This window comes from Vibrio sp. SCSIO 43132 (assembly GCF_019904195.1).
Taxonomy (GTDB): Bacteria; Pseudomonadota; Gammaproteobacteria; order Enterobacterales; family Vibrionaceae; genus Vibrio; species Vibrio nigripulchritudo.
Map to the genome: position 1 here is coordinate 2,397,183 of NZ_CP063199.1, position 26,658 is coordinate 2,423,840.

At 45.0% G+C, this 26,658-nt stretch carries 27 protein-coding genes; 8 read left to right on the forward strand and 19 right to left on the reverse strand.

The window, feature by feature from the left end; all coding sequences use genetic code 11:
- Nucleotides 1-117 precede the first annotated feature (117 nt).
- Nucleotides 118-807: a DNA-3-methyladenine glycosylase I gene (locus tag INR79_RS10680; protein ID WP_022550904.1), complete on the forward strand. Its 690-nt coding sequence runs from the start codon at nucleotides 118-120 to the stop codon at nucleotides 805-807.
- Nucleotides 808-853: 46 nt separating this feature from the next.
- Here INR79_RS10680 and INR79_RS10685 read toward each other — a convergent pair whose 3' ends face one another.
- Genes INR79_RS10685 through INR79_RS10695 form a run of 3 tightly spaced genes read right to left on the reverse strand, consistent with a single transcriptional unit; the run spans nucleotide 854 to nucleotide 2,687 of the window.
- Entirely contained in the window at nucleotides 854-1,513 is a 660-nt protein-coding gene (locus INR79_RS10685) for a TVP38/TMEM64 family protein (protein ID WP_080927822.1), read from the reverse strand.
- Between the two features lie 14 nt (nucleotides 1,514-1,527).
- Nucleotides 1,528-1,956: a DUF2141 domain-containing protein gene (locus tag INR79_RS10690; RefSeq protein ID WP_022613015.1), complete on the reverse strand. Its 429-nt coding sequence runs from the start codon at nucleotides 1,954-1,956 to the stop codon at nucleotides 1,528-1,530.
- A gap of 2 nt (nucleotides 1,957-1,958) precedes the next feature.
- Entirely contained in the window at nucleotides 1,959-2,687 is a 729-nt protein-coding gene (locus INR79_RS10695) for an SDR family oxidoreductase (protein ID WP_223094121.1), read from the reverse strand.
- 91 nt (nucleotides 2,688-2,778) lie between these two features.
- Between INR79_RS10695 and INR79_RS10700 the strand changes: the two genes are divergently transcribed.
- A complete protein-coding gene (locus INR79_RS10700; protein ID WP_223094123.1) occupies nucleotides 2,779-3,309 on the forward strand; it encodes a Crp/Fnr family transcriptional regulator in 531 nt (176 codons plus the stop codon).
- 21 nt (nucleotides 3,310-3,330) lie between these two features.
- Here INR79_RS10700 and INR79_RS10705 read toward each other — a convergent pair whose 3' ends face one another.
- From INR79_RS10705 to INR79_RS10765, 13 genes are all read right to left on the reverse strand, one after another.
- On the reverse strand, nucleotides 3,331-3,927 hold the full coding sequence (locus INR79_RS10705; RefSeq protein WP_223094125.1) for an NADPH-dependent FMN reductase: 597 nt from the start codon (nucleotides 3,925-3,927) through the stop codon (nucleotides 3,331-3,333).
- A 167-nt stretch (nucleotides 3,928-4,094) separates the two neighbouring features.
- Nucleotides 4,095-5,309, reverse strand: coding sequence for an iron-containing alcohol dehydrogenase (locus INR79_RS10710; protein ID WP_223094127.1), 1,215 nt, complete (start codon nucleotides 5,307-5,309; stop codon nucleotides 4,095-4,097).
- Between the two features lie 191 nt (nucleotides 5,310-5,500).
- Nucleotides 5,501-5,737, reverse strand: a complete 237-nt coding sequence (locus INR79_RS10715) for a hypothetical protein (RefSeq protein ID WP_004402945.1) — start codon at nucleotides 5,735-5,737, stop codon at nucleotides 5,501-5,503.
- 106 nt (nucleotides 5,738-5,843) lie between these two features.
- Nucleotides 5,844-7,118 carry an aKG-HExxH-type peptide beta-hydroxylase gene (locus tag INR79_RS10720; RefSeq protein WP_223094129.1) on the reverse strand — a complete coding sequence of 425 codons (1,275 nt, stop codon included), beginning with the start codon at nucleotides 7,116-7,118 and terminating at the stop codon, nucleotides 5,844-5,846.
- A gap of 1 nt (nucleotide 7,119) precedes the next feature.
- On the reverse strand, nucleotides 7,120-8,286 hold the full coding sequence (locus INR79_RS10725) for a radical SAM protein (RefSeq protein WP_223094131.1): 1,167 nt from the start codon (nucleotides 8,284-8,286) through the stop codon (nucleotides 7,120-7,122).
- Between the two features lie 44 nt (nucleotides 8,287-8,330).
- Entirely contained in the window at nucleotides 8,331-8,540 is a 210-nt protein-coding gene (locus INR79_RS10730; protein ID WP_004402953.1) for a hypothetical protein, read from the reverse strand.
- A 591-nt stretch (nucleotides 8,541-9,131) separates the two neighbouring features.
- A complete protein-coding gene (locus tag INR79_RS10735) occupies nucleotides 9,132-9,611 on the reverse strand; it encodes a DUF2947 domain-containing protein (protein WP_223094133.1) in 480 nt (159 codons plus the stop codon).
- A gap of 10 nt (nucleotides 9,612-9,621) precedes the next feature.
- Complete coding sequence (rimJ, locus tag INR79_RS10740; protein WP_223094135.1) at nucleotides 9,622-10,203, reverse strand: ribosomal protein S5-alanine N-acetyltransferase; 582 nt, start codon at nucleotides 10,201-10,203, stop codon at nucleotides 9,622-9,624.
- 2 nt (nucleotides 10,204-10,205) lie between these two features.
- A complete protein-coding gene (gene tyrR / locus INR79_RS10745; RefSeq protein ID WP_022550914.1) occupies nucleotides 10,206-11,747 on the reverse strand; it encodes a transcriptional regulator TyrR in 1,542 nt (513 codons plus the stop codon).
- A 212-nt stretch (nucleotides 11,748-11,959) separates the two neighbouring features.
- Nucleotides 11,960-12,982: a YcjF family protein gene (locus INR79_RS10750; RefSeq protein ID WP_223094137.1), complete on the reverse strand. Its 1,023-nt coding sequence runs from the start codon at nucleotides 12,980-12,982 to the stop codon at nucleotides 11,960-11,962.
- The gene (locus tag INR79_RS10755; protein ID WP_223094139.1) at nucleotides 12,979-14,358 is read right to left on the reverse strand and encodes a YcjX family protein; all 1,380 of its coding nucleotides are present in this window, start codon (nucleotides 14,356-14,358) and stop codon (nucleotides 12,979-12,981) included. The genes INR79_RS10750 and INR79_RS10755 overlap by 4 nt, the downstream gene beginning before the upstream one ends.
- 87 nt (nucleotides 14,359-14,445) lie before the next feature.
- Nucleotides 14,446-14,631, reverse strand: coding sequence for a hypothetical protein (locus INR79_RS10760; RefSeq protein WP_004407569.1), 186 nt, complete (start codon nucleotides 14,629-14,631; stop codon nucleotides 14,446-14,448).
- Between the two features lie 134 nt (nucleotides 14,632-14,765).
- The gene (locus INR79_RS10765; RefSeq protein WP_022596205.1) at nucleotides 14,766-16,286 is read right to left on the reverse strand and encodes a fumarate hydratase; all 1,521 of its coding nucleotides are present in this window, start codon (nucleotides 16,284-16,286) and stop codon (nucleotides 14,766-14,768) included.
- A gap of 239 nt (nucleotides 16,287-16,525) precedes the next feature.
- On the opposite strand from INR79_RS10765, the gene pabB reads away from it, so the two are divergent.
- A complete protein-coding gene (pabB, locus tag INR79_RS10770; RefSeq protein WP_223094141.1) occupies nucleotides 16,526-17,896 on the forward strand; it encodes an aminodeoxychorismate synthase component 1 in 1,371 nt (456 codons plus the stop codon).
- Between the two features lie 18 nt (nucleotides 17,897-17,914).
- On the opposite strand, the gene INR79_RS10775 is transcribed toward pabB, so the two are convergent.
- Entirely contained in the window at nucleotides 17,915-19,630 is a 1,716-nt protein-coding gene (locus tag INR79_RS10775) for an ATP-binding protein (RefSeq protein WP_200767107.1), read from the reverse strand.
- Between the two features lie 10 nt (nucleotides 19,631-19,640).
- Nucleotides 19,641-20,180 carry a heme NO-binding domain-containing protein gene (locus INR79_RS10780; protein ID WP_004407560.1) on the reverse strand — a complete coding sequence of 180 codons (540 nt, stop codon included), beginning with the start codon at nucleotides 20,178-20,180 and terminating at the stop codon, nucleotides 19,641-19,643.
- Between the two features lie 117 nt (nucleotides 20,181-20,297).
- On the opposite strand from INR79_RS10780, the gene INR79_RS10785 reads away from it, so the two are divergent.
- The 4 genes from INR79_RS10785 (at nucleotide 20,298) to INR79_RS10800 (ending at nucleotide 24,464) form a co-directional block, all read left to right on the forward strand.
- Nucleotides 20,298-20,888 carry a CoA pyrophosphatase gene (locus INR79_RS10785; RefSeq protein ID WP_022550921.1) on the forward strand — a complete coding sequence of 197 codons (591 nt, stop codon included), beginning with the start codon at nucleotides 20,298-20,300 and terminating at the stop codon, nucleotides 20,886-20,888.
- A 336-nt stretch (nucleotides 20,889-21,224) separates the two neighbouring features.
- Nucleotides 21,225-22,478: an aromatic amino acid transport family protein gene (locus tag INR79_RS10790; RefSeq protein ID WP_004407556.1), complete on the forward strand. Its 1,254-nt coding sequence runs from the start codon at nucleotides 21,225-21,227 to the stop codon at nucleotides 22,476-22,478.
- Between the two features lie 82 nt (nucleotides 22,479-22,560).
- A complete protein-coding gene (locus INR79_RS10795) occupies nucleotides 22,561-23,922 on the forward strand; it encodes an L-serine ammonia-lyase (RefSeq protein WP_004407554.1) in 1,362 nt (453 codons plus the stop codon).
- Between the two features lie 65 nt (nucleotides 23,923-23,987).
- Nucleotides 23,988-24,464 carry a GNAT family N-acetyltransferase gene (locus INR79_RS10800; protein WP_022550923.1) on the forward strand — a complete coding sequence of 159 codons (477 nt, stop codon included), beginning with the start codon at nucleotides 23,988-23,990 and terminating at the stop codon, nucleotides 24,462-24,464.
- Between the two features lie 102 nt (nucleotides 24,465-24,566).
- Here the strand turns inward: INR79_RS10800 and INR79_RS10805 are convergent, their stop codons facing one another.
- Nucleotides 24,567-25,493: a LysR family transcriptional regulator gene (locus tag INR79_RS10805; protein WP_223094143.1), complete on the reverse strand. Its 927-nt coding sequence runs from the start codon at nucleotides 25,491-25,493 to the stop codon at nucleotides 24,567-24,569.
- Nucleotides 25,494-25,716: 223 nt separating this feature from the next.
- Between INR79_RS10805 and INR79_RS10810 the strand changes: the two genes are divergently transcribed.
- Nucleotides 25,717-26,652, forward strand: a complete 936-nt coding sequence (locus tag INR79_RS10810; RefSeq protein WP_223094145.1) for an NADP-dependent oxidoreductase — start codon at nucleotides 25,717-25,719, stop codon at nucleotides 26,650-26,652.
- Nucleotides 26,653-26,658: the final 6 nt, after the last annotated feature.

Consider the following 26,658-nt stretch of genomic DNA (forward strand, 5'->3'; position numbering starts at 1 on the left):
TTTTTCCCTTTTAATAGCAGAGTAGTTCGCCAATTTAATGATAATGATTCTCATCTGTAAATAAGTTTTACAATCGGCTAACTGGTATAAACCTCTTTGATTTATAAGGATTAATGTATGCCTCGCGAGAAGTTTCAAAGCATTTACCAACGCGCTGCTGAACGCAAAGGAGGAGAAGGTAATCTGGAAAGTCTGATTTCCAGACCGCTGGATAAAAAAGAAGTAGCAAAAATCCCAAATGATCGGTTTCTTGCTGAGTTTACTCAAAAGGTCTTTCAGAGCGGGATTTCGTGGGAAGTGGTTAGAAAGAAATGGCCGAATTTTGAGGAGATCTTTTTCCAGTTCCGAATCGAACCACTATTAATGCTTTCAGATGAGGTTTGGGAAGAAAAAGCTCAGGATCCCAGAATTATTCGCCACTTAGCGAAAGTGATGACCATTCCCGCTAACGCTCAGATGATCTACGAAGCCAGCATCGAGCACGGCTCGTTTGCCAATATGGTAGCGAATTGGGAAAGTGATCGGGTCACTGAGCTTTGGGAATACTTAAAGAAACATGGCAAAAGATTGGGTGGCAACACCGGACCTTATGCGCTGCGTCGTCTCGGAGTCGACACCTTTATTCTGTCTTCAGATGTGGAATCTCACCTGCGAAGTAACGGCATCATCACAGGTGGGAAAAACACCAAGTCTTCATTGAAAGCAACAAATAAAGCTTTTGCAGAATGGCAACAGGAAAGCGGTCGAAGCCTGTCTGAAATCAGCCAGATCATTGCCTACAGTTGCGGTGACAATCGCGTTAGTTAGAACGAGTTGACCTAACCCGGCTGACGCCAAGCAACCCAAGCTCAGATTAAATCACTGAGCGTTTTAATTTGAAACGCCTGAACATATACCAGCCCAGCCATAAACCAGATGTCATCAGCACTGCGGTAATGATGGCTGGTTTTGGATCATCAAGAGAGCTGATGGATCCTGAATACACTGCTATCAAGCAATAAGGAATTGTGCTGATAGACCAGGCGACAATAAAGCGAGAGAACTTCATTCCTGTCATGCCCGCTAGACAAGCGGTTACCTCTGGCAAAATCGGTACGGCACGCGAAAGTAAGATCATGACAAATCCATGTTTTTGAAACGCTGATTTTGCGTCCTCTATTTGTTTCGTATCTTTGACCAGAACATTGAGCAACCGATCACCAAAGCGATTGCCAAGTAAGTAGCCGATTGTCCCCGCGAGCATCATGCCCAATATCGCAGCAACGGCACCATACCATTGCCCAAGGAAGAAACCCGACAGTATGGTGATCGTCAATGTCGGCATGGCAACAAACAGATCGGCGAACAATAACAATACGGTTGTGCCGCCTACGTAAATAGGAGATAGCGACTGAGCATAGGTTAACCAACCTTCGATCTGCTCGACACTCAAAACTCCAGCGACTTTTAAAATAATGAAGGTAGAGGCAAACGCTAACGCCACAACAAGCATGATTCGAATGAGTGCTTTCATTTTTTACTCTCCTGTTATGGATAAACAACTTGAATTGAAACGCCAGAGCTGAACTCTTCTCTCTCTAAACGGGATTTTCGATAAATCGGAGCACCCGTTAACGTGACTTTCTGTTCCTTTGAAAATCCAAGCCCTTCAGCGGGGTAAATGCCTGTCCAGTTTTTAGTGACCTTTCCGTTCTGGTCTTCGTCGTGCAGCACCTTGATGGCGATCTCTTGCTGAGGGATCTCGAACTCAAAAGTCATGGTTGGCTTAAGCTCGGTTTTGACTTGTCTTTGTAAAGCCTGTTCATGTTTTTTCGGGAACCCCTGCTCTCCAAAGATAAACACGATGACATTACCTCCCCGGCTGGTTTCGATACCCGTCACTTCAATCTCTACACTATTCGCTTCAAATATGACACTCATGATCCCGACTCCTATTGCTACGGTTTTCTTGTTCATCTTTACGCTCTCTTCATTAGATTGGCGGCGGCGTTGGGTGATAAACGCATTAACCAACGAAGCATTTTCACTTTGCCTATGTCGTTATCTTCGATCTGTCTTTCGATTCCACTAATCAGCCTTTGGGCAGCGTCTTCCGAGGTGAGTTTTCCGCTTCCTCGTCCATCGGTCATTTTGGTTTCCACTAAAGGCATTAACGCCTGAAGCACTTTTACGTTAGTGCCTTCTAACTGATACCGGAGCGATTGCGAAAATGAATTGAGAGCGCTTTTTGTCGCACAGTAAACCGCAGACGTCGTTTTAGGCATTAACCCTAAGCCGGAGTTAACATTGAGAACCACAGCTGAAGCGGATGACATCAACGAAGGCAGTAGCAGCGACGTTAGGCAGCATATGGAAGTAAAGTTTGTGGTGATCTCTTTCTGGATATTTTCGTAACGAAAATCTGAGCTAATAAAGCTAGGGGTAAACTGAACGGCAGCATTGTTGATCAACACATCAATGGTTGGATGATCATTTGATATTGCGCTGGCAACCCATTCAACTGAAGCAATGTCAGACAACTCAGCCTGATAGGTTTTTACATTAAGGCTTGATTCAATCTGGGACAGCTTTGCGGAATCCCGCCCAATAACGATCACCTCATTGCGGGTTGCAAGTGACTTAACAACATCAAGCCCGATGCCAGAGGTTCCCCCTGTAACCACTATTTTTTTATTCGTTAGCTCCATGAACTTCTCCCTTTCAGGTTATTAAGTTAGTCTTTCTGAAAAGGACTTTAGAGCGTTTGGATAGGGTCAGCGTTAACCCGGGTTAAAAGCGATGAATTTTTTTGAGTTTGTAGAAAAGTACGGAATAGAAGTAAACAAAGAGGAAGGAGAGCACCTTTTCAGACAAGGAGACTCCGACGGCAGCATGTACATCATTCAGGAAGGCATGTTGAAAGCCTATTATGTTACTGCCGAGGGGAAGGAATCGGTGAAGTCGTTTTTAATCGAAGGAGATGTAATTGGTAGTATGTCTGCCGCCTACGCCAGGCTGCAAAACACCTTTAGCCTGATTACGCTGACTCCATGCAAGCTGACGAAGTTCGATTTTCAGACATTACACCAGCAAACCCAAAACGACATAGAGCTTTCACAAAATGTGATTGAAATTCTACTCAAATTTGCGATGAAAAAAGAACAGCGAGAGCGAGACCTTCTTTGTCTTTCTGCGCAAGAGCGTTACGAAAAACTGCTCGAATCGTCTCCAAATTTGATTGAGAGGGTGACCCAGAACGACATCGCCAGATATTTGGGGGTGACGCCAGTCGGTCTGAGTCGAATTAAGCAGCGGGTATTAGGTCATTAGAAATTGGTGTTATTGCACCAGCTACATGCCATATACAAATTCTTTGCCCGCTTCTACCATATCGCGATGAATAGGTGCCAGTGCTTTAGCGTAAGCCGCTAACAAAGACATGGTGTACTGTGCCCGACGTTCAAAGCCTTCATCGGTGCAGTTGTTATCGCTGTCCAAAAGATCCTGACTGTTTCTGAAAATAAGGTGGTCAGGCAAAAAGCATACGTGATTGTTTTTGCTGCCAGTCAGCCTTAGTTCCGTAATCGGATACACACCGTTAATGCTTACTGTCACGCTAGAAAGTAAGGCGGGCTTATGTCCCAGCTCGTTTGCCGTACTCAGCATTAAGAAGTTTTTCAGAGCTGGCGTTGCCATTCCGTGCCATTCCGGTGTGATGAAAACAAAGGCATCGGCTTGTTTCAGCTCTTCAGCGATGTTGTTCCACGGGGTCCATTCTTCTGTACCTTCCCAAACGCCTTCATTCCAGAATGGTAAGTTAATCTCAGCCAAATCATATACTTTTGATTCATCAAACCCGTGAGCTTTACTTACCTTCTCTAAGTACTGCCCTACTTTCAGGCTTTGAGAATTCGCACGCTGACTACCTGCAATAATGGCAATTTTCATGGTGACCTCCAGAACGTTATTACCCATGTTTAAAATTCATCTTCATTAAGTATCTTTCCAAAAAGATATAATTACGCTACCGGATAAACGTGAGTAGTTCAAGTATCTTTTCGTAAAGATACTTCAAATTAAGATATTTAAATATTATTAAACAGAGAAATGACCGCTTAAGCGCTGGGGAGGATTTTTCCAATCAATACTTCGCACTGTTCCTGATTCATCTGTTTTGGTACTGGATAGTTCCATTGCGCCTCATGCAGTGCCATTTTTGCTATGTCAGGAATGTGCTCTTCCAGTAAGGCATCAATATTAGCTGGAATATTCAAACTTACCTGTAAATCACGAACGTACTGAATGAATTTTTGTGCTCTCATACTTTCAGTGGTTTTGGTTTCACTCACATGAATCAGATCAGCCAAATCCGCAAGCCTGTTAACCACCGCTGGCTTAGAGAACTCAAGGACATGTGGAAGAATCACGGCATTCGCCAGACCATGCGGCGTACCATATTTGGCACCTATCGTATGGGATATGGCATGCACATAGCCAAGACTCGCCTTTGTAAAAGCCAAGCCAGCATAGTAAGAAGCCAGAGACATATTTTGACGAACCGCGCTGTTCTGCCCATAGATCACTGCTTTTTCTAGGTTATCGTGAATCAGCGTAATCGCTGCTTTGGCGTAAGCGTCAGTTTCTGCAGTCGCATTCACGGACAGGTAAGCCTCAACAGCATGAGTGAGTGCATCCATCCCGGTGTGCGCCGTTATATGAGGTGGTAATCCCATTGAAAATGCGGGATCCAATGCCACTAGTGTCGGGACCAGTTTAGGGTCCATTATCGGAGTCTTCTGATGGGATACAGGGTCTGAAACGACTGCGGCGATCGTCACTTCAGAACCAGTGCCTGAAGTCGTCGGCATAACAAAAAGTGGTGCCGTTGCGCGCCAAACCTTAAACAGACCAGTAAGGCGTTTAATGGATTTCTTGTTAGTCACTCGCGCTGCAATGACTTTTCCGCAATCGATAGGAGAACCTCCCCCTAATGCAAGAATGCCTTGGCAACGCTCTCGCTGATAATGCTCCAGTCCTTTCTCAACCTGATCATAAGTGGGATCTGGAGTGACGTCTTTAAACACAAAGCTTTCAACACCCGCACGCACTAGTTCAGCTTCCAGCTTTTCTAGTAGCCCAGATGCACTGATTCCTTCGTCCGTTACAATCAGTACCTTTTTCACTCCAAGCAGAGATACAGAGTGACAAAGCTGCTTTAACGAGTCCTTCCCCATAAACAGAGTCGGTTTGGGAATAGGAACCACAGCCGCCGCCACTTTTAGAGCTTTGATATAAGCTTTGTGCAGAATTAAGAGTAACTGGGATTGCATGGTATTGCCTAAGTTGAAACCTTTTAAAACAAGTCTAGGCAATACAACGATTTATCTCTAGCCAGAAACCACAATTTCGAGATGAAGATTACAATTCGGTTCGGCAGTGAAAAAACAATCCAAAATATGAAAATGAACACTCTGTGTTAGATAACAGACATAAAAAAGACTGACAGATGCCAGTCTTATAATCAGTGTTGCTCACCAGTCGGGTTTGAACCGAATTCCGATTGCCGATAAATATCTGAGAGCAGCTTCGGACCTTTGTTCTGGTTCTCAGCTTTGTAGCGTCTGCGACGAATTTCCAATTCTTCTTTTTCCATCGATCTAAGCGCTTTCTCATGCTCTTTCGCAGCTTTGATAAATTCGGGATCAGCCAATGCCTGCTGACGTAATTTGTTCACCCTTTCCATTGTTTCCCACAACATACTCAGCCCTCCTATAAAAACTGTATACACATACAGTATAGAGAATGAACAATCGGGGTCAAGAGAAAACTGTGTTTTTATACAGTAAAAATACTCAAACTCCTGTTTATGCCTGATAACACTTAGACTGGCTTAGGCTCAAATCGATGTCCGCACACTGTTGAGCAATCCACTCATAGAATACTTCCCCCACATCTGTGACATCAGAATGTTCCAGTAATAGCTCTAAGCCATACCGAACATCTTTAACCATTTCCAATGCCCGTTTACCTGCACCTTCGGCAAAAGCATGATCCGTCCAGTGACGCTGGCTGATCGTGCATAAAGCCTTGGCGCTCATGACATGAACGTATACCCCTTCAAATATTCCAACCAAAGGTCTTTCATCTGAACGCCACGGGACAGGAAACCGTAAGTTCTTGTCGTCTGGTTTAAAGATGGGGATCAGTTCTTCCAGATAGCGAAGCTTAATATGGCTCATTTCGTGCACCATGGTTTCGACGCTTTTGAGCAGACCGTGATCCGTCATCCAGCACGCTCCCTGATAAGAGGAAATGGTGTAACCATGTATCGTCCAGCCTGTTGGTTCCCCTCTTGGTACAATCACAGACACATATTCATCGATATCATTCGCAATGTCGGGGCAATACTTTTTGATCAACAGATAAGGTGACTCATAGGTATCGTGGCTAAAGTCTGGAGGAAAGTTTATCGAAGATTCATCTATCTGATCGTAGTAAGTCGTCCCGCTTCGCTGTGGCACTTGCCTTTCGTCCAATTTCATTCTGAGCAATGGGTTGGTATTGGAGACAATAATCGAAGATCCTTCTAAGCGACGTTGCTCAATCTGTTCGATAGGTAAGCTTACCGAAACCACACACAGCCCTTCTTCACGGTCGTATCGCAAAGCGCAGTCGCAGTTTCGTTGCGTTTCTTCTCCTCTCAATTCGAACAGTAATCCAACATCCCAGGTAACCAAATACCCGGAGACAATGGCTACTCGCTTGATGGCAGTATCCTCAGACAGATAAGTCATGTTATTCCACAATCCAAGCAATGCCCTGAGCTGGTTCTCCTGATGCTCTTCAAGCAAGCTGGTAACAAGCTGATTCAGCCAAGATCGAAACAAAGGGGAAGAGTACAGTTTCTGACTGATATGACTGGGGCACGAGCTTAAAGTGCTGACAGATTCCTGAATGTCCTGATGCCATTCCAATAAATCTTCGCGCATCAGGAGTATGCCACTGGCATGTTTGAACAGCTGCGCCTGCAATGAACAGGAAAAATATCTTAATTTTTCTGCATCCTGCTCAGATGTGTTATCCAGCAAATTAAGAAGTACTTGCGTAGGGCTGGTATCCGAGTTGTTAATCGCACTCATGTTAGGCTCCGTGAGCAGGGTCCATTTCCAGAGCTGGAAATATTCTCTGCTTGATGTGATGAAACAGAAACATTTCGTCGTAACACAATACCGATCGTCGGTTAAGTACCATCCCATCTGGACCGTTTCTTCCGGCCAGAAAACCTCCTCCACATAAGTCGTGATGCTCACAGGCGTGACATTCATCAGGAATAGACTTTCTAAGACTGGATAGATTTCGAAACCCGGAGTCAAAATGCAGTTCCGAGAGTGTATGCTCAAAGACGTTGTATTGTGTTTTTGCGTTGCCGTTGCTGCCTACTCGATAATAATCCGGGTATTCAATGTCTCCACTTGAACTCACCACAAACATGTTCAACGTGTCGTTCACCAAAGCATCTACGTGTTGTTTGCCCCCCAAAATCAGAGCAATAACGTGGTTAAACAAGCGAATCTTTATGTTCGGGTCGTCGTTAAACCACCAGCAATCAAACAGTTCGGCGTACCATTTTCCTATTGTTGGATCCTCTGCGTAAGCTGCCTCCGTTCGTCCCTCTTCATCCCAGGGTTTATGACCATAGTGAAAATGAATTGGGAATAAAACATCCACGCTTTTTAACGGTAACGACTTCACCCACTGGAAATAATCTTCTGGCTTAAGTGAAGTTTGAGCGACACTTAAAATACCTTTTACCAGGGGCTGGTACTTTCCATTGAGCAGTGTTTGCAAGTTTCGGTGAATGGATTGATAAGACCCCTTACCGGACGACGTTATTCGGTAAGCATCATTCACGGATTTGGGGCCATCCAGACTCAAGCTGACCGCGACATTGTTTTCTAAAAACATGTCCAACAGAGAATCGGAAGGCATTTTATAGAGGTTAGTTTGAACACCAAGAGTAACGGTTTTTCGCAATATATCGTTATTTGAAATAACGGAAAAGACGGATTCAAATCGTTTTACTGGCCATAAAGTTGGTTCACCACCATGAAGCGTAATATCGAAGTGGGAAAGCGCTTGTTTATCAATATATTCAGCCAAACGATCAAGAAGCTGGAATATTGTCCATTCAGACATGTTCCTGTCGTTATATTTATAGCTTTCATCTTCTAAATTAAACATATAGCAATATGTGCAATTTAAATTACAGAAAGACGTAAGCTTTACTATGCAACTTTCAAAAGTCATGTTGAAAATTAAGCCACAGAAAATAGATCTGTGGCTTAACTCCTTTACCAACGTAGACCGAAGGATATGCTTAAGGCGGCGGGATCAAACCCTTCCTTGCCTTTGAGCTCTTTTAAAGCCGACTCCATGATTCTTGCTTTCGCAACTTCCCTTTCGATATCCCCGACATTTGATTTAATTTTCATGTCTAGATTTCGAAAGGCTTTAGGACTGATTTCTAGTTTTCCAATTGATTCAAATTTTTCGATTGGCATCTTAATTCTCCATTTAATTTGCATCGTTTTTAATTCATCAACTGGGTAATAGCCCACACCCAAATTACCTCATTGCATCAGGCTATTAACCTGACCTCATAAGGCAACACTATGATTTCAATATTTTTTACAAACAAACTCCTAAAAACAAAAATCAGTAAGCCACCTGAAGCCTGAACGTATTTCATGCTTATATTGGTATTCATGCGACAGAGATAGCTTGGATATATAAAACAGACAACTGACATTACCCGTCTATTAGCATTACTTAATTTTATTATTTATGCATGTCACATCCTTGAGACTGCATTTTGTTTTTATAAAATTAAAATATATAGCCATTTATTTCATATGCTTAGTCACATAAGAAAGTTTAAAACATTTAATTCATCCAGAGCTCTGTGAAATCGATTACAAATTTATCCCTTAGCTCACATACATTTGGAATTTTGAAAAATACACTAAGTTAGAAAAGAAATATTGGTAAGGCTATTTATTCTAAAGACCAATTAAAAAGCCACTTATCTATTAAGTGGCTTATCTTAATTTTGAGAACTCTCGATTTGAATTCAATTCTCGAAATTTTTTGTACTACGACTTGTTACGGTAACCGACTTTGACACTCCCGCTGTCACTAAACCACAAGGCTTCATTACGACGTCGGCCAATCAAAATAGGTCCGTCATCATAGAACAAAAAGTTCTTCCAATACTTTTTAAAGAATGCCCATTTGGTTTCAATAATGTTGTACTTTTCGTAGCAAAAGTACACTGTTACGTCGTCTTGCCAATCAACATGTTCCAGAATTTCAGCGGGCAAATCTTCAATTTCCGAATCCCAATCCTGCATCCAGTCTACTTCATGTAACCAGTTACTGGTCTTCATAGGCCAGTCTTGAGAGCTCAGGCGCTCTGCATCAGGGCTTTGGGCACTGATGTTTTCTTTCCACAGTTGCGCCGAACGAGCTTGCGTCATTGGCTTTATTTGATCCAGTTCTTCTTCCGGAACTGGCATCGACTGATGGGTGAAAATCCATTTGCGTTGATATTCATCCAAAGACAGATAGGACATGTGTTTCCTTTTATAACGAGTAATCTGGCGTATCTCGCCAATTCGGGTTGATCAGTGAAGTCAGGTTGTGGTCTCGCCACTTACCGTCAATAAGCAGATAGTCTTTTGCCGTCCCTTCAAGTTCAAAACCCAGATGTTTCAATACCCCTTCACTACGCTGATTGGTCGGGATATACGCGGCCATAATACGGTGCAAATTCTGATTTTCAAACATCCATTCACACGATAGTTTCAGAGCGGTTTTCATCACGCCTTTACCTTGATGGTATTCCGCCACCGAGTATCCGACGTTACAGGCATGAAATGGATGACGGGAGACATTGCTAAAAGAGACGGTTCCCATCATTTCGTCTGTATCTTTGTCTATGATAAGCAAGTAAAAAGCCAGCCCCATGCGGTGGAGTTCGTGCAGTTTGATCAACCTTTGTGCCCAGCCGTCTTCGCGAAAAAAGGCTTCTTCACGTTTAGGCTCCCACGGTTTTAGGTGCGCTTTATTTCGACGAAAATACTCACTGATCTTTTTAGCATCAATTGGCTCGGCAGTGCGAACCATGATGTTGCCACTGGTGGCTTGCATAATGTATGAAGTCATAATTACGATTTCCGAATTCCGTAGTCACGCAGTTTGTTGGCAATAGAGGTGTGAGAAACATTCAGTCTTTTCGCCAATTTTCGGCTTGATGGGAACGATTGATACAAGCTTTGAAGAATTTGGGATTCGTAAGATTTCATGATCTCATCAAGAGAACCATCCAGATTGACACCAACCAGTGCGTTTGACTGCTCGATGGTTGGCAGCTCGAAATCTTCGGTTTGTAGAGTCTCTCCGTTCAATCTCGTCATGGCTCGAAGCACCATGTTATCCAATTGACGAATGTTTCCAGGCCATGGGTACTGAGTCAGTTGCTCCAGTGCTTCGTCACTAATGGAAGGTTTGTTCATACCTAATTGATGAGCGTACTTCGATACAAAGAGATCCAAAAGAGTCGCAACGTCTGAGTTACGCTCACGCAAGGCAGGGATGTGCAGGCTTAGTACGTTCAGTCGATAATACAAATCCTCACGGAACACACCTGTTTCAGTCAGGTCAGATAGCTTCTGTTTGGTCGCCGCAATCACTCGCACATCAACATGCACTTCATTCTCTTCACCCACACGGCGGAAAGTGCCATCCTGAAGAAAGCGAAGGAATTTGATTTGAAGATGAGCACTCATCTCCCCGATCTCATCAAGAAATACGGTGCCACCATTCGCCTGTTCAAAAATACCAATGTGCCCTGCTTGGTTGTTGAATGTGCCAGGGGCGTGACCAAACAACTCCGTTTCCGCAACATCGTCCGGCATTGAGGCACAACTCAGAACCAAGAATGGGTTGCTGGCACGTTCTGAACGATTGTGACAAGCCCTTGCCAACATCTCTTTACCTGTACCCGTTTCACCTTCAATCAGAAGCGGCTGACTCATGGTGGCAAGCTTCTTAGCCTGAGCCATCAGGTTTTTGTGGCGGTTTGAGCTACCGACAAAGTGCTCAAAGCCCAGGTTGTTACTTTCGGAAAGAAACGGGTCGCTTTGAACATTTTGCTGTCTGTTTTTGAGTGTCACTACCGCACTTGCCAATACGGTGTCATTGGCCTCACCCGTAATATAAACAGGCATAACTTCCAGAGTGTAGTCCAACCCGTTGATCACCACGTTATCACGGAAACGCGCGCTGCTTTCCTCAAGCCAACGAGCGAAATTAAATTGGGGAATGTAGTGATTGATTGGCTCGTCTATTAGCTCTGCACCTTGGTGGAAAAACAGATCTCTTGCCGAATGGTTTGCCACATCGATAGTGCCTTTCAGGCTGACTGACAGAACCGGATCAGGCAGATTTGCCAGCAAAGCCATCAACTCGGTGCTTTGCCTTTCACTCGGCATAAACTGGATTTTGCGTACGTCTGTTACTCCGCTGATCAGGCGAATCTGCGCCATCAAATCACGGAAATCATCAAATTCTATTTCTGGGCAGTTAAGATAAATAATGCCGCGTCGATCAATTTCGATTCCTCGCAAATCAATCTCTTTGGTTGCGAGAATATCCAATAGTTCGCGAGTCAGACCCAATCGGTCTTCACATAAAACTTCTAAACGCACTTCGGAGTCCATCAAGGTGTCAGGAAAAGTTGACACTCAGTCTGAAACAAGCCCTCTATCCAGTCAAGAAAAGCTGTCGAAATTGAGAGTTCTTAAGGTGTTATAGCCGCTGTTTGCTGAATCTGTGTGCGAATTACGAAGTTTAAGCCTGTGGTTGAGGTTAAACTTCGTACTGAGTTGATTGGAGTCTGTTGACCTAGATATGCGTTGCGTTAGGAAAGCGATTTGGAAATGCGAGAAACAATGCCCTTTCGAACCTCACCCAGCTTGATCTGTGATTCAGGCTGCCAGGCAACCGGGCGCAAAAGCGACATCGCTCGAATGCCAAGTCGTGCTGTAAGAAGCCCCACACCTATGCCCTGCGCTGCTCTCGTAGAAACTTTACCTGCCAAATCCATAGACAGCAGATCCATGCTGGCATCAGCAACCAGCTCGGTTGCGCCCGCTGCCGCCATATTGACCAGAACAAGTTTAAGTAATCGGATTCTCGACCAGTACCCCAGTTCAACACCATACAGCTTGGCAAGATCATCGATGAGTTTGTAGTTTCGCCATGCCACCAACAACATGTCTGCTGTAGCCAGCGGGCTCACCGCCACTAACAAGGCGGATTCTCCAGCTGATTTGGTGATGAGCGCCTTCCCTTTTGTATCCAGATCTTTAAGTACAATACTGTCGTACATCTGCAGAACTTCCTGATCGCTGTGGTTAGCGTTAATCGCATTGACCCAACGATCATAAGCTGGCGACATTTCGCTAATGCCAGCTTGTTTAGCGACATTCATGCAGAAAGGTTTGGCTTTGCCGATTTGATCGGCATCGTACAAAGCTTTCGCTTCTTCCTGAGTGGAGAACTGGTTGCGAAGTTTTCTCAGTCGCCAAAGCTCTTTACCGATGGCACCTACTCCAAATGCGGCAATAGCAGCGACAAAGGTTGCCCAGCCGAAAGAGAGCCAGTCACCAGACTGAATTGCCGTAACAAAGGTGTCTACCGTTTGCCATCCGACAAGCCCAGTGAATCCGGCAAGTAACCCTGTCAGCCCCCATCGGCGCTTTGTTGAGGGCTTTATTGCTTCGCCCAGTTCTGGTACTGCATCGCTATCCTGCTCTATTTCAGCTGGCATAAAGGTTTCTTGCTCGTTGAACTGAATATGCGCATTCAGCTCTTGTGCTTGCCTTTCTTCCGGGTTGTCTATGGGATCGCTGAATACTTTTTTCTGCTTAAACTCATTCATGACAATTTATCCCCTATCAAATACTGCAACGCCTTATCCATTCGAATATGGTTCAGTGGATCGTTCTCGTTACTGAACTGTGGTCGGAAGCTTTGAAAATCAAATTGATTTTTTTGCCAGTAAGCCTCATCGGGTAAAGACTTGGGCACTTCTCCTGGATATACCGTCATTGCATCTCCGCTCATCAGGTTCCCTTGAATAGCTGGGCAATTGTCATCACCCGAACCAACAAATCCAGATTGAGTCGCCTGAATCGAAGCAAGCGTCATACAAGTCATATCGATGTTTTCGAAAGCAGCATGCTGCCATGCGGGATGAACCATCTGCTTGAGAAGTACAGACAAATTGGCATGCTGCTCGGGTGTTACATGGTCTGCCTTGGTTGCGGCAAACAAAACTTTATCGATTTTGGTTGAAAACAGGCGTCTGAGCAGGTTATTCCGACCATATTTGAACGAACGGAGCAACTGTTCGATGGCGCCTTTCATATCGTTGAAAGAATCTCTGCCCGCGTTAAGGGGTTGCAGGCAGTCCACCAGCACGATTTGCCTGTCGAATGTAGAAAAGTGTTCTTTGTAGAACGCCTTAACGACTTTCTGCTGATACTCCTGATACCTTTGCTTTAACATCGCAAACTGACTGTGCTTGTTAGCCGTGTCTATTTCATCAAGATTATTTAGCGGGAAAAACTGAAGGACGGGCGCACCTGCCAGTTCCCCCGGAAGAACAAAACGCCCAGGCTGAACCCAGTGAAGCCCCTCTTCTTTACATTGAACCAGGAATTCTGTGTAGACAGCACTGATTTCCGCCAACACTTTTTCGTTCGCGTCAGCGTTAGGATCAAAATTTTCAAGTGCACTTAGCCACGGTTGAGCTAACTCACTTCGACCATGTTTCAGTGCGTCAAACTGAGATGCACTCCACTCTTCATAGGTCATTTCAAGTAAAGGCAAATCCAGTAACCATTCCCCTGGGTAATCAACAATGTCTAGATAAAGCGTTGCAGTATTAGACAGGTATTTCATCACTCCGCTTTGAGGGCGATATTTTATGGCAAGGCGAATTTCGCTGACGTCCCTAGTCGGCTGAGGCCACTCAGGAGGGGAAGAATGCAAAGATGTCATCGCCTCTTCATAAGCAAAGCGAGGCACCATTAAATTGGATTGTGGGATGCGCTTAGCCCCGATCAGGCGATGCTCTTGAGAAACGCTGAGTAAAGGAAGATTGTCGTGAGTAGATGAGTGAAGCAGTTGGTTAACTAAAGACGTAATAAAAGCCGTTTTACCTGCTCGCGAAAGACCAGTAACGGCTAATTTAACGTGTCTGTCCATACCGCGATGGACTAAATCATTGACTTCTTGGGTTATTCTCTTCATTCACATGCTCCGAATTTTCTGGGTTCAGAGTATGCAAAAACTGCGATTAATACCAGATGAACTGTTTCTTAATAACCAAAAAGCTTCTTAATCATCTTCTATCAACTTGAAGATAACGAATAGTGCCAACTCAAGCAGCAAGGTCAGGACAACCGTAGTGATAACGTAAGTTTCCTGAAAAATCGCGATACCACGTAAAATCATGTCGTAGCCAACAATGGCACCGACCACAATGGCTATCAGAATCTGTAAAAACTTAACAAAGCGAGGCATCATTTCTCCTTTTAATTTTTGCCTTTCTAGAAAAGATAGTACTGCTTACCGAATGAAAAACCACAAAAAACGCAGCCTAAGCTGCGTTTTTCTAACTGATATTTGAAAAATGAGAATTCAAAAGGTCTGTTAACCTAGGCTTTTTCAGCTTCTGCGATTTTCACTTTCCAGGTATCCGGACCAATTTGGTGTGCATTCGCACCAGTTGAATCTACAGCAACTGTCACTGGCATGTCTTCCACCTCAAATTCGTAGATGGCTTCCATTCCAAGATCTTCAAACGCCACCACACGAGCTTTCTTAATCGCTTTCGCTACTAGATAAGCTGCGCCACCCACTGCCATTAGGTAAACGGCTTTGTGGTCTTTGATGGATTCAACCGTTGCAGGACCGCGCTCTGCTTTACCGATCATCCCCATGATGCCCGTTTGTTCCAGCATCATATCGGTGAATTTATCCATACGAGTGGAGGTTGTCGGACCCGCAGGACCAACAACTTCGTCTCCTACCGCATCGACAGGACCAACGTAGTAAATGAATTTGCCATTCAAGTCGACACCATCCGGTAGCCCTTCACCACTTTCCAGCATGCCCTGGATTCGTTTATGCGCCGCATCACGACCCGTTAGGATCTTGCCAGACAGCAGAACTGTTTCGCCGGTTTTCCACTCTTGAACGTCTTCTTTGGTCACAGTATCAAGGTTCACGCGACGAGTGTTTTCACCCGCTTCCCAGGTAATGTCTGGCCATTCTTCAAGCTTCGGTGGGTTTAGCTCTGCCGGACCCGAACCGTTTAGAGTGAAGTGCACGTGGCGAGTTGCCGCACAGTTTGGAATCAGGCACACCGGCTTAGAAGCAGCATGAGTAGGTGCTGTTTTGATCTTCACATCCACAACAGTAGTCAAACCACCCAAACCTTGCGCACCAATACCAAGCTTGTTGACTCGGTTGAAGATGTCTAAACGCAGTTCTTCTTCTGCATTTTGTGGACCACGCTCGATCAACTCATGAATGTCGATGTGCTCCATCAGGGATTCTTTAGCCAGTACAGCGGCTTTCTCAGCCGTACCGCCAATACCTATGCCCAGCATACCCGGTGGACACCAGCCTGCTCCCATCGTTGGTAGCGTTTTCTCAACCCACTCAGCAATATCATCAGACGGGTTCAACATCACCATCTTGGTTTTGTTTTCACTGCCGCCGCCTTTAGCCGCAATTTGGATTTCAACCTCGTTGCCCGGCACCATATTGATGTGAACAACGGCAGGCGTGTTGTCTTTAGTGTTGATGCGCTTACCCGCAGGATCCATCAGTACTGATGCACGCAAAGGGTTGTCTGGGTTGGTGTAAGCCTGACGAACACCCTCGTCCACCATTTGCTGTACAGTCATGTCAGTAGAGTCCCACTGCACGCCCATACCAATATTCACAAAACAGGTTACGATACCAGTATCCTGACAGATAGGACGACGCCCTTCTGCAGACATGCGGGAGTTGATCAGAATCTGTGCGATGGCATCTTTCGCTGCCTGACTTTCTTCACGTTGGTAGGCTTCATCTAGGGCTTGGACAAAATCCATAGGGTGATAATAAGAAATGTACTGAAGAGCATCAGCCACACTGCTGATAACATCTTGCTTACGAATGACGGTCATACATTGCCTCGATTGTTATAATTTATGCTTCCATTTTGTATACCAAAGACACTTTTGGGCTTTGTTAAACAGCTCAAAGTGGCTTAGGTATAACAAGAAGTCTTAACGATTGCTTCCACATGGGATGCTTTTTAATCAGACCGTTAGTACGGATGCATCCTCTCGTGTTCTTTTATGATACTCTTGCTCGCCACAATGCGCCACGTAGTCTCCGAACTCTTTGTCACAAATTTATACAAATGAATAACAAGTCTATCAAATCTATCTCTTTGGTCTCCCTTGAGTATACGCCCTCTTTAGCTTCCAACCTGTTCAGTAGAATTGAAAATCAACCCTGGTCGATGCTTTTGCGTTCCGCCTCTGAGAGCCACCCTGATAGCCGATACGACATCTTAGTGGCTAAGCCAATTGCTACGCTGGTTACTAGCGGAGAAGAAACTCAAATCACTTTAGCTAGCGAAACCACTACGTCGACTGACGATCCATTTACTTTGCTAGAACAAATTCAGGCTGAATGTTTGCCAGAAGCCGAGGCTATTCAAGACTTACCTTTTATTGGGGGTGCGTTAGGCTATTTCAGTTATGATCTGGGCAGAAGAGTCGAAACCCTGCCGGAGCTTGCAACAAAGGATATCGGCTCCCCTGATATGGCAGTCGGCATCTATGATTGGGCGCTCATTTGCGACCACAAACTCAAAAGAGCGGTCGTCGTTGGTCTGGAACCCCAGCAACATCTGGACTGGCTGCTAAGTCAGACATTACATGAGATCAAACCTCCCTTCCGTTTGTTGTCTGACTGGCAATCTAACCTCACACAAGACGAGTACACCACGCGCTTTAATCAGGTTCAGGATTACCTTCAGGCTGGCGACTGTTACCAGATCAACCTTGCTCAGCGTTTTGTCTCCAGCTATCAAGGAAGTGAATGGCAAGCTTACCAGAAGCTGGAAGAACAAAACCAAGCGCCGTTTTCCGCATTTATTCGAATGGAAGACAGCGCAATTCTCAGTATCTCGCCAGAACGCTTCTTACAGCTAAAGAATGGGATTATCGAAACCAAGCCCATTAAAGGAACACGACCTCGCAGTGCCGATGAAGCAACAGACAACGCGAACGCTAATTCGCTAAAACTGGCAGAAAAAGATCAGGCAGAAAACCTGATGATTGTGGACTTGTTACGAAATGATATTGGTCGCGTTGCCAAACCCGGCACCGTTTCCGTACCCAAATTATTTGCGATTGAAAGCTTCCCTGCTGTGCACCACTTGGTCAGTACCGTGACTGCAGAGTTGGATAAACAGAAATCGGCAACTGACCTGCTTAGGGCGTGCTTTCCCGGTGGCTCCATCACCGGAGCCCCTAAAGTCAGAGCGATGGAAATCATCGAAGAATTGGAGCCTCATCGTCGAAGCGCTTACTGCGGAAGCATTGGCTACATTAGCCGCTGCGGTCAAATGGACACCAGCATTACGATTCGAACCTTGGTGGCAGAAAAACAAAAGCTCTACGTTTGGGCTGGCGGCGGTTTGGTTGCAGACAGCGAAGCTGCATCTGAATATCAGGAAACCTTTGATAAGCTCAGTCGAATTCTTCCTGCTTTGGGTGACTAGCTCTGGTTCGAATGGGGGTCAAAGCCCCCACTTCACCAATACGTCTTTTAAATCGGCGCTGGTATAGGGCTTGTTGAGTATGTCATTCATACCGACCTGCAAGCACTTCTCTCGCTCCGCTAACGTTGTTCCTGCCGTTAGAGCAACAATGGGGACACGAATGTTTCTCTCCCTTAGCGTTAACGTTGCATCAAACCCATCCATTACTGGCATCCTGCAATCCATGAAAACGAGGTCGTAGTGATGGCTGCTTACCGCTTCCACACCTTCTTCACCGTTATTGGCAAAATCTGGGGTAATCCCCAGTTTTTTCAGCATCTTCTGAATCACAAACTGATTCACGCGTAAGTCTTCCACCACCAGTATTTTTAGCGAATCCAGCATTTCATCTTCAGCAAGGTTGTCGAGCTTCTCCTGCTCAACGTCCTGAATCACTCCTTCAGACAATCTAAGAGAGACATCGAACCGAGTTCCTTCGTCTGGCTTGCTTTTTAACGTGATCGACCCCTGCATCATCGCAACCAACTGCTTACAAATAGCCAAGCCCAACCCTGTTCCTCCATGATTGCGCTTGCTGGAAATATCTGCCTGCGTAAATGGGTTAAACAGGTTTTCCTGATCTTCTTCGGCAATCCCGCACCCTGTGTCCTGCACATAGAAAGTCAGCCAGTTGCTTTGCCAGGATGCATTAACCGTCACGTGACCACTTTGGGTAAACTTAATGGCATTGCCTATCAGATTTACGAAGATCTGTTTAACCCGCTCGACATCACCGACAAGGACGTTTGGCACAGAATCAAAGTTTTCGATACGAAACTCAATCCGTTTCTCTTTTGCCAGATTGATGAAAATACTTTGTAGAGTTGTCTGAATGTCTGACCAGCGAAATGCCCTTTCACTCAGCTGCATCATTCCTGCATTGATCTTGCTGTAATCCAGCAGGTCATCAATGATGACTCGCAGAAACTGCCCGGATTGCTCCAGCGTGTTGAGCATTCGTTTTTGTTCATTGGTAAGTGATGTGTCGGACAAAAGCTCTAGCGTTCCAAGCAAGCCATTGAGAGGCGTTCTTAGCTCGTGGTTGATCATGGCCAGGAAGTCACGGGTTGAACGCTCTGAGGCTTCAGCTCTTTCCCGAGCATCGATGGTTTTTCTCAGAATAAGCTGACGGCTGATGGCACTGCTCACCAGTTCCGACAGCAAAGTAATCTGATGTTCAAACCATTCTCTGTCGTCGGTACTCTGCTCTGGTTTTACCGCCAAAGTACCAACCATTATCCCTTCAGCCATTAAAGGCCACCACAAAACACCGCAGCCATCCCACACTTTCTCTGCATTTTCGATGACCTGAACCGGTATAACGCTAAAGCTCAGTTCGCCGTATTCGGCAGAGGAAAGAGCTAAGGTGTCTTTTTTAAGAAGAATGAGCTTTGCGTTGACGACAAGGTCAGAATCGCAAAGCTCTTTTATCAGGCTGTTTAGTATGACTTCATCAGGCGCATGTTTAAGAAATTGCCGCCCATAACGAATCAGAATTCTGGAAATCTGTTCCTGAAATACCTTTTTGCGCATCTGAGCGTCAGACTGCGCCTTTACCTGCTGCAAGCTTTCATCCAGTTGCTTGTTCAGGTTGTACATTTCAACGGATTTTTCTTCCAGCAACTTCTCGGCGTGTTTTCTGGCTGCAATTTCCCTGTACAGCTTCTTTTCTAGTAACTCTAGCCGGGAATCCATGAATACCTCGCTAAACCTTTGTCAGAACAAACCTTACGTGGCTGGCATCGTCTGTCATTGGGTTCATTGTAATTTTCAGTTTTTCACTGAAATGATCGGCACACCCGAGGATCAGTCCTTTACATACACTGCCCATGCAGCGAGCGCTTTTATAATCCATCACTAACTCAGATTCATTTTCAGTTTGAAAGGTAAATTTAGGCGGATGCGCATCAGGGTAAAGCTTTTTTACTTCCAGATGGATGTATTCTTCGACATGGCGCAAGAATTGAAAGGTACATTGACTGTGAGAAAGCGACTCGTCGGGAGCCAGTGATGAAAGTAATTTGTTGAATACCGTTCGCCCGAATACCTCTTGCAGGTCTTCCGGTGACACGCCTGTCTCTTTGCTCAATGCAACAATCAGCTTCACCAAATCCCGGTGATCGTAGCTGCCGACTGACGTGTAAATGCCGTCATCTTCAGACTGAAACAAGATTTTGTCCACAGTGGGCAACCCGAACTTTTCTTCAACCAGCTCAAGAAACTCGGTAAAAATTAAACCCTTCATCTCCAACCCTCTCACAATTGCCAAAATAAGACTTTGGTAATAAAAGCATGATCCACACTAGTCATTTTTTCAATTTTCATTAACAATTAATAAGATAGTCAGCCAAAGTAAGAGCTTATGTACAAAGAAGATTTTCTCAGTCGCTTTCTTTTCACGCAGCCCGCTGAATACCACAAAGGGAGCTTTACACGACATTTGGATTTCGGGCACGAGGAATACCGAACTGCTGCTGTCCTTATTGGGCTTGTAGAACGTGATGCCGGGCTAAACATGATCCTGACTCGCCGCGCCAGCCACTTACGCCATCACCCTGGGCAAATCAGCTTTCCCGGAGGCAAGACAGAAAAAGGAGATGCCTCGCCTTTTGAAACCGCTATGCGTGAAGCGAATGAAGAAATCGGGCTTACTGCAAACCAGATTGAACATCTTGGCCAGTTAACACCAATCAAAACCGTGAGCGGATTTGAGGTAACCCCAGTGATTGCGTTTGCAGATAATCAATATTCCCCCGTCACCGATCCCAATGAAGTTGATGATGTTTTTGAAGCGCCAGTTGAATATTTATTCAATAAAGGAAACATTCATTCGGTAGAAGCACACTTTCAAGGCACCCGAAGAATTGTGTATAACATCCCCTATAATCAGCATCTCATATGGGGAGTGACAGCGCAGATTATTCACACTCTTCACACTCAGTTCACAAAGTAAAAGTGGTTAAATAATCCATCTCCATTGTTTAATTTTTCTTATTCGTAAACCTCATAAATCCACCCATTTCCTTACTATTCACAGCAGACAGCCCCAATAGGGCAAACGTTTGCGTAAGTTCTTTCTAAATTAGATGCGGCTTCGGATTAGTTTTACTTATAGCAAAAACTAGTATTTCTAATGTGTAGCACGTGTTTTACGTGACTTATCTCTCTTTTGTTAATCTTTGTTTTCAAACCTGGAACATTTATTGATCCTGATCCTGATATTTCACTCAAAAACAGAGACAATAGCTCCTGTAATTCCTGTTCCCATAAATTACACGAGAATATAACTATGCAAACAAACGTTACTACGGCTCGCGCCGAAGGAACTCAATCCAAATGGACTTACAGAGACTTTACCTGGGCTCTTTCTCTTTTTGGTACCGCAGTCGGTGCGGGTGTATTGTTTTTGCCAATTAAAGCTGGCGCTGGTGGCTTCTGGCCATTAGTCATCTTGGCCCTTTTGGCCGCTCCAATGACCTGGTTTGCTCATAAAGGACTGGCTCGCTTTGTCCTTTCAGCAAAAAATCCTAACGCAGACATCACTGACACAGTGGAGGAACACTTCGGTAAAACTGGCGCAAACATCATCACTTTTGCTTACTTCTTCGCTATTTACCCAATCGTTTTGATCTACGGTGTTGGAATCACTAACACGGTAGACTCATTCATGGTTAACCAGCTGGGATTTGCATCAATGCCCCGTTGGTTGCTATCTGGTGCTCTGATTACCTTGATGACCACAGGCGTAGTATTCGGCAAAGATCTGATGCTGAAAGCCACATCAATGATGGTTTACCCTTTGGTATTCATTCTTCTTGCTCTGTCTTTCTACTTAATCCCTGACTGGAACACATCCATGATGTCTGTTAGCCCAGACTGGTCTGCAATGCCAAGTGTTATCTGGCTTGCGATTCCAATCATTGTGTTCTCTTTCAACCACAGCCCAATCATTAGCCAGTTTACGAAAGAGCAACGTCGCGTTTACGGTGAAGATGCGGTGAAAAAGACCGATATGATCACAGGCGGCGGCGCAATGATGCTGATGGGCTTCGTGATGTTCTTTGTCTTCTCTGTAGTCTTGTCTCTGTCTCCAGAACAGTTGGCTACCGCACAAGATCAAAACATCAGTGTGCTTTCTTACCTGGCTAACGTTCACGAGTCTCCGCTGATTTCTATCCTTGGCCCTGTGGTTGCATTTGCAGCGATCACTTCTAGCTACTTTGGTCACTTCCTAGGTGCACACGAAGGCTTGGTTGGACTGGTAAAATCTCGTAGCGAAGCACCAGTAAAACGCATCGAGAAGTTCTCACTCATCTTCATCGTGATCACAACCTGGATTGTTGCGATTGTGAACCCTTCAATTCTGGGTATGATTGAGACGATGGGCGCACCAATGATCGCTGCTATTCTGTTCCTTATGCCTGTATTTGCAATGCAAAAAGTACCTGCAATGGCTAAGTACAAAACTTCAGCGTTTGTGCAAATTTTCACAGCAATGTGTGGTCTGGCGTCTATAAGTTCTGTAATCTACGGCGCTCTTTAAAATTCGCTTAAGCGAAAGCCATATTTATAAAGATAATAAAGAGTCCCCCTGCTCAAGCGGGGGCTCAACCTAAGGTAAAAATATGATCAGCGTATTCGACATCTATAAAATCGGTATTGGGCCTTCAAGCTCACACACGGTAGGGCCAATGAAGGCCGGTCAAAGCTTCGTAAACGATCTTGTTGAAATGGGTCGTTTGACGGAGGTTGACCATATTAAAGTGGATGTTTATGGATCTCTTTCTTTAACCGGGAAAGGCCACCATACGGACATAGCCATTATTCTTGGCTTAGCTGGTAACTCACCTGAGAGTGTAGATATTGATTCTATTCCCTCATTCATTGAAACGGTGAAATCTTCAAAAGTTTTATCCCTTGCTCATGGTCAAAAAGACGCAGCGTTTGATTACGATGTTGATTTGACTTTCCACACCGACAACCTGTCTTTGCATGAAAACGGTATGCAGATTCACGCGTTAAGTGGTGGTGAGTTGGTTCACTCTAAAACCTACTACTCCATAGGCGGTGGTTTTATTGTGGATGAAGAAAACTTCGGTGTAGAACCTGAAGATAAAGTTGTCGTACCTTATGAATTCAACAGCGCGAAAGAGCTGGTGGATCACTGCAAAGACAACTGTTTGTCCATTAGTGCACTGGTAATGGCAAACGAGCGTGTTGTAAAAGACACCAACAGAATTGAAGAAGAATTCGAGCATATCTGGAACACGATGAAAGCGTGCATGGAGCGTGGTTTAAACACCGAAGGTGTGCTGCCAGGTCCATTGCGAGTCCCTCGTCGTGCCGCTGCCCTATTCCAGCAGCTAAAAACCACCGAGCGTCTTTCCAACGACCCGATGACCGTTGTCGACTGGGTAAACATGTACGCATTTGCGGTTAACGAAGAAAACGCAGCGGGTGGACGTGTGGTCACTGCTCCGACAAACGGCGCATGTGGCATCATTCCAGCGGTTCTGGCTTACTACGATAAGTTTGTTCAGCCAGTTGGCGTGAAAGAGTACACACGCTATTTCGCAGCTTCTGGTGCGGTTGGTGGATTGTTTAAGCAAAATGCATCCATTTCTGGCGCAGAAGTCGGCTGTCAGGGTGAAGTTGGCGTTGCCTGCTCCATGGCAGCGGCTGGTCTTGCTGAACTAATGGGTGCTAGCCCAGAGCAAGTTTGCATGGCGGCTGAAATCGCGATGGAACACAACCTGGGGTTAACCTGTGACCCAGTAGCCGGACAGGTGCAAGTGCCTTGTATCGAGCGTAATGGTATTGCTGCGGTTAAAGCGATCAACGCTTCTCGAATGGCGTTGCGTCGCTCTTCTGACCCGCGTGTTTCTCTGGATAAAGTCATTGAAACCATGCTGGAAACAGGTAAAGACATGAACGCCAAATATCGCGAAACATCGCAAGGCGGATTGGCTGTAAAAGTTATTTGCTGATAGCTTGAACAGGAAATAAACTAAGGGCATGGATATCCATGCCCTTTTTTGTATATATAATTATTATGATTGCGATTAAACGCCCGAAAATTAAAGATTTTTCTTCGCTTATTGAATTAAACGTCACTGCCGAACAAAGCCAGTTTGTTGAAACCTTTGATCATCTGTATGAACACAGAGACAAGCAGGACGTCATCTATTCGATCTCGGACAGCGGAACCCCCATCGGATTTTTTGCACTGGACCAGGGCTTTGAGAAGAAGTTTACCTTTGTGAAAAACCGTGAAATTGGCTTAAAGAACTTTGTTATTGACCATCGCTTCCAGCGCAAAGGTCATGGCAAGGCAACATTGGAAAGGCTTCTTACGTATCTGTACACGGCTTACCCGAACTACGATTCCATCTGTGTGATGGTAGAAAAGGATAACGAAGCCGCCTATCAGTGTTTTTTAAGCGCCGATTTTAAAGATACCAATAAACCGTTTTACGAAAATTCAAAGCAAATCCGAATTCTTCGCAAAACCATCACAGCACCATTCTGATAAAAGAAAACCGGAAACGTCTCCACTGTTTCCGGTTTTTTCTATCTGCCTCAGCGATTTGTACTATCTCTTAAAACCTCACGGCTATTTGGGCAACTACCTTTAGGTAAAAGGTGGAACAAATATACTCTCGTGCAGATGGTTCTTTAGTACCGCTTGAACCTTATCCCTCAGCCACAACACCTCTTTATCCTGTTGATGTCGGGCATGCCATGTCATGGATATTGGTCCTGCTTTAAGATCAAAAGGCGGCTTTTTTATAATCAGTTGCCCAGCCTCGACCGCATCTATGATGATCGGCAGTGGTATTGTGGTGATCAAATCGGTGTTAATCAGAATCTTGGGGATGTGGTAACAGTGGTTAACTGTCATCGAAATTCTTCGCTTTAATCCTTGGTGTTGTAATGCCTTGTCGACGCCTCCAATAGCCTCACCAGAGAGCGACAACAGTAAATGTTCAGCAGACGTAAAGCTTGGTAAGTTGAGCTCGTCCTTGGCGAGTGGATGGTCTGCACGCATGGCGCAAACAAAATGATTATCAAACAAGTGCTGGCTTTGCACTTTGCCTGAACGCCCTTCAAAGTAATCCAGCACCATGTCAACATCGGCATTCAGCAACAAGTTTTCCCCATTCACCGTATACGGCACTGCATGGATGTCTACCTGTGGAGCTTCTTCTTCAATCATTTTTCGCAGAGGCAGCCAAAACAAATCCGCCATCCAGTCTGTAACAGCAATACGAAACGTGCGCTTAAGCGTAGCTTGCTTAAATACCTGCTTTTCCGCTGCGCGCTTAATGTCATCTAAAGGTAGTGAAATTTCTCGCCATAGTTTTTCAGCATAAGGGCTCGGACGTATGCCCCGCCCTTGCTTAACAAACAAAGGATCTTTCCATGCATGACGCATACGAGCAACCGCATTGGAAACCGATGGCTGGGTCATGGAAAGCCTTTCAGCGGCAGCGGTTATGGATTGCTCCTGCATGATGACATCAAAAATAACCAACAAATTTAGATCAAGATTCGCCATATCACATTTGTTTTTTATAAAGGTAATGGAGGGCTGCTCACCTCTATCGTTCAAAATCGGCTCGAAATGGGAAAGTCAGCGGGCATCAGTATCACCAAATACATTCAAATATTCAATGCATATCATACCAATCATCAATTAGACGATATGAATCAGTTTTGGCAAAGTATCCTCACTGGCCGAAAAGACCATAACTATCTGAGAGTTAACAAGAGGAATACGTATGAAAGCTGTTTACATTGAACAATACGGAAATGCTGAAAAACTCATCGTTGGTGACATTGCAAAGCCTCAAATTCAGCCAAATCAAGTTCTGATTAAAGTCCATGGCGCTGGCGTAAACCCAGTCGATTGGTTGGTACGTGAAGGGTTAGTAAGAGACATTACAGAACATAAATTGCCCTTAATACTAGGCTGGGATGCCGCAGGTGAAATAGCACAAATCGGTGAGCAGGTAACAGATTTTCAGCTAGGTGATGAGGTATTTGTTTACGCCCCTATTTCTGACCAAGGTGCATACGCTGAATATATTGCAGTGGACAGTGACATAGTAGCGCGAAAGCCAGACTCATTAACTACATTGACGGCAGCCGCCGTTCCGCTTGCAGCAGCAACCGCCTGGCAAGCACTCATGCAAGGTTGCCAGCTTCAATCCGGTGACAAGGTACTTATTCATAACGCCTCAGGCGGAGTTGGCAGCTTTGCAGTACAAATTGCCAAAGCGCATGGTGCCTATGTAATAGGGACAGCATCCGCTGCAAAAGAACCTTATGTAAGAGCATTGGGTGTCGATGAGTTTATTGATTATCGCAGTCAGCGTTTTGAAGACTCGGTTGAACAGGTTGATGCCGTGTTAGCTGCGGTAGGTGGAGATGGCGTTCTAACACGCTCCCTCAAAGTGGTACGCCCCGGAGGTTACTTGATCTCTTTGCTGGATGAATTGGATGACGAAATGGCACAGCAACAAGGAATTCACTATCAACGCTGGTTTGTTACGCCTAACGCTAACGATCTCCAACAAATAAGCGAGTTAATTGATAGCGGGAAAGTTCAGGTCCATATCGAAAAAATATTTAAGTTAGATCAGGTTAAACAGGCTCATAGCTTTAGCGAATCAAAGAGAACAACTGGAAAGATCATTATCGATTTGTCGGCGTAGTCATCA

What these genes read in the sequence shown, in the direction of transcription:
- INR79_RS10680 (WP_022550904.1), top strand. Translation starts at nt 118, where the DNA reads ATGCCTCGCGAGAAGTTTCAAAGCATTTACCAACGCGCTGCTGAACGC.
- INR79_RS10685 (WP_080927822.1), bottom strand. Translation starts at nt 1,513, where the DNA reads ATGAAAGCACTCATTCGAATCATGCTTGTTGTGGCGTTAGCGTTTGCC.
- INR79_RS10690 (WP_022613015.1), bottom strand. Translation starts at nt 1,956, where the DNA reads ATGAACAAGAAAACCGTAGCAATAGGAGTCGGGATCATGAGTGTCATA.
- INR79_RS10695 (WP_223094121.1), bottom strand. Translation starts at nt 2,687, where the DNA reads ATGGAGCTAACGAATAAAAAAATAGTGGTTACAGGGGGAACCTCTGGC.
- INR79_RS10700 (WP_223094123.1), top strand. Translation starts at nt 2,779, where the DNA reads ATGAATTTTTTTGAGTTTGTAGAAAAGTACGGAATAGAAGTAAACAAA.
- INR79_RS10705 (WP_223094125.1), bottom strand. Translation starts at nt 3,927, where the DNA reads ATGAAAATTGCCATTATTGCAGGTAGTCAGCGTGCGAATTCTCAAAGC.
- INR79_RS10710 (WP_223094127.1), bottom strand. Translation starts at nt 5,309, where the DNA reads ATGCAATCCCAGTTACTCTTAATTCTGCACAAAGCTTATATCAAAGCT.
- INR79_RS10715 (WP_004402945.1), bottom strand. Translation starts at nt 5,737, where the DNA reads ATGTTGTGGGAAACAATGGAAAGGGTGAACAAATTACGTCAGCAGGCA.
- INR79_RS10720 (WP_223094129.1), bottom strand. Translation starts at nt 7,118, where the DNA reads ATGAGTGCGATTAACAACTCGGATACCAGCCCTACGCAAGTACTTCTT.
- INR79_RS10725 (WP_223094131.1), bottom strand. Translation starts at nt 8,286, where the DNA reads ATGACTTTTGAAAGTTGCATAGTAAAGCTTACGTCTTTCTGTAATTTA.
- INR79_RS10730 (WP_004402953.1), bottom strand. Translation starts at nt 8,540, where the DNA reads ATGCCAATCGAAAAATTTGAATCAATTGGAAAACTAGAAATCAGTCCT.
- INR79_RS10735 (WP_223094133.1), bottom strand. Translation starts at nt 9,611, where the DNA reads ATGTCCTATCTGTCTTTGGATGAATATCAACGCAAATGGATTTTCACC.
- rimJ (WP_223094135.1), bottom strand. Translation starts at nt 10,203, where the DNA reads ATGACTTCATACATTATGCAAGCCACCAGTGGCAACATCATGGTTCGC.
- INR79_RS10750 (WP_223094137.1), bottom strand. Translation starts at nt 12,982, where the DNA reads ATGAATGAGTTTAAGCAGAAAAAAGTATTCAGCGATCCCATAGACAAC.
- INR79_RS10755 (WP_223094139.1), bottom strand. Translation starts at nt 14,358, where the DNA reads ATGAAGAGAATAACCCAAGAAGTCAATGATTTAGTCCATCGCGGTATG.
- INR79_RS10760 (WP_004407569.1), bottom strand. Translation starts at nt 14,631, where the DNA reads ATGCCTCGCTTTGTTAAGTTTTTACAGATTCTGATAGCCATTGTGGTC.
- INR79_RS10765 (WP_022596205.1), bottom strand. Translation starts at nt 16,286, where the DNA reads ATGACCGTCATTCGTAAGCAAGATGTTATCAGCAGTGTGGCTGATGCT.
- pabB (WP_223094141.1), top strand. Translation starts at nt 16,526, where the DNA reads ATGAATAACAAGTCTATCAAATCTATCTCTTTGGTCTCCCTTGAGTAT.
- INR79_RS10775 (WP_200767107.1), bottom strand. Translation starts at nt 19,630, where the DNA reads ATGGATTCCCGGCTAGAGTTACTAGAAAAGAAGCTGTACAGGGAAATT.
- INR79_RS10780 (WP_004407560.1), bottom strand. Translation starts at nt 20,180, where the DNA reads ATGAAGGGTTTAATTTTTACCGAGTTTCTTGAGCTGGTTGAAGAAAAG.
- INR79_RS10785 (WP_022550921.1), top strand. Translation starts at nt 20,298, where the DNA reads ATGTACAAAGAAGATTTTCTCAGTCGCTTTCTTTTCACGCAGCCCGCT.
- INR79_RS10790 (WP_004407556.1), top strand. Translation starts at nt 21,225, where the DNA reads ATGCAAACAAACGTTACTACGGCTCGCGCCGAAGGAACTCAATCCAAA.
- INR79_RS10795 (WP_004407554.1), top strand. Translation starts at nt 22,561, where the DNA reads ATGATCAGCGTATTCGACATCTATAAAATCGGTATTGGGCCTTCAAGC.
- INR79_RS10800 (WP_022550923.1), top strand. Translation starts at nt 23,988, where the DNA reads ATGATTGCGATTAAACGCCCGAAAATTAAAGATTTTTCTTCGCTTATT.
- INR79_RS10805 (WP_223094143.1), bottom strand. Translation starts at nt 25,493, where the DNA reads ATGGCGAATCTTGATCTAAATTTGTTGGTTATTTTTGATGTCATCATG.
- INR79_RS10810 (WP_223094145.1), top strand. Translation starts at nt 25,717, where the DNA reads ATGAAAGCTGTTTACATTGAACAATACGGAAATGCTGAAAAACTCATC.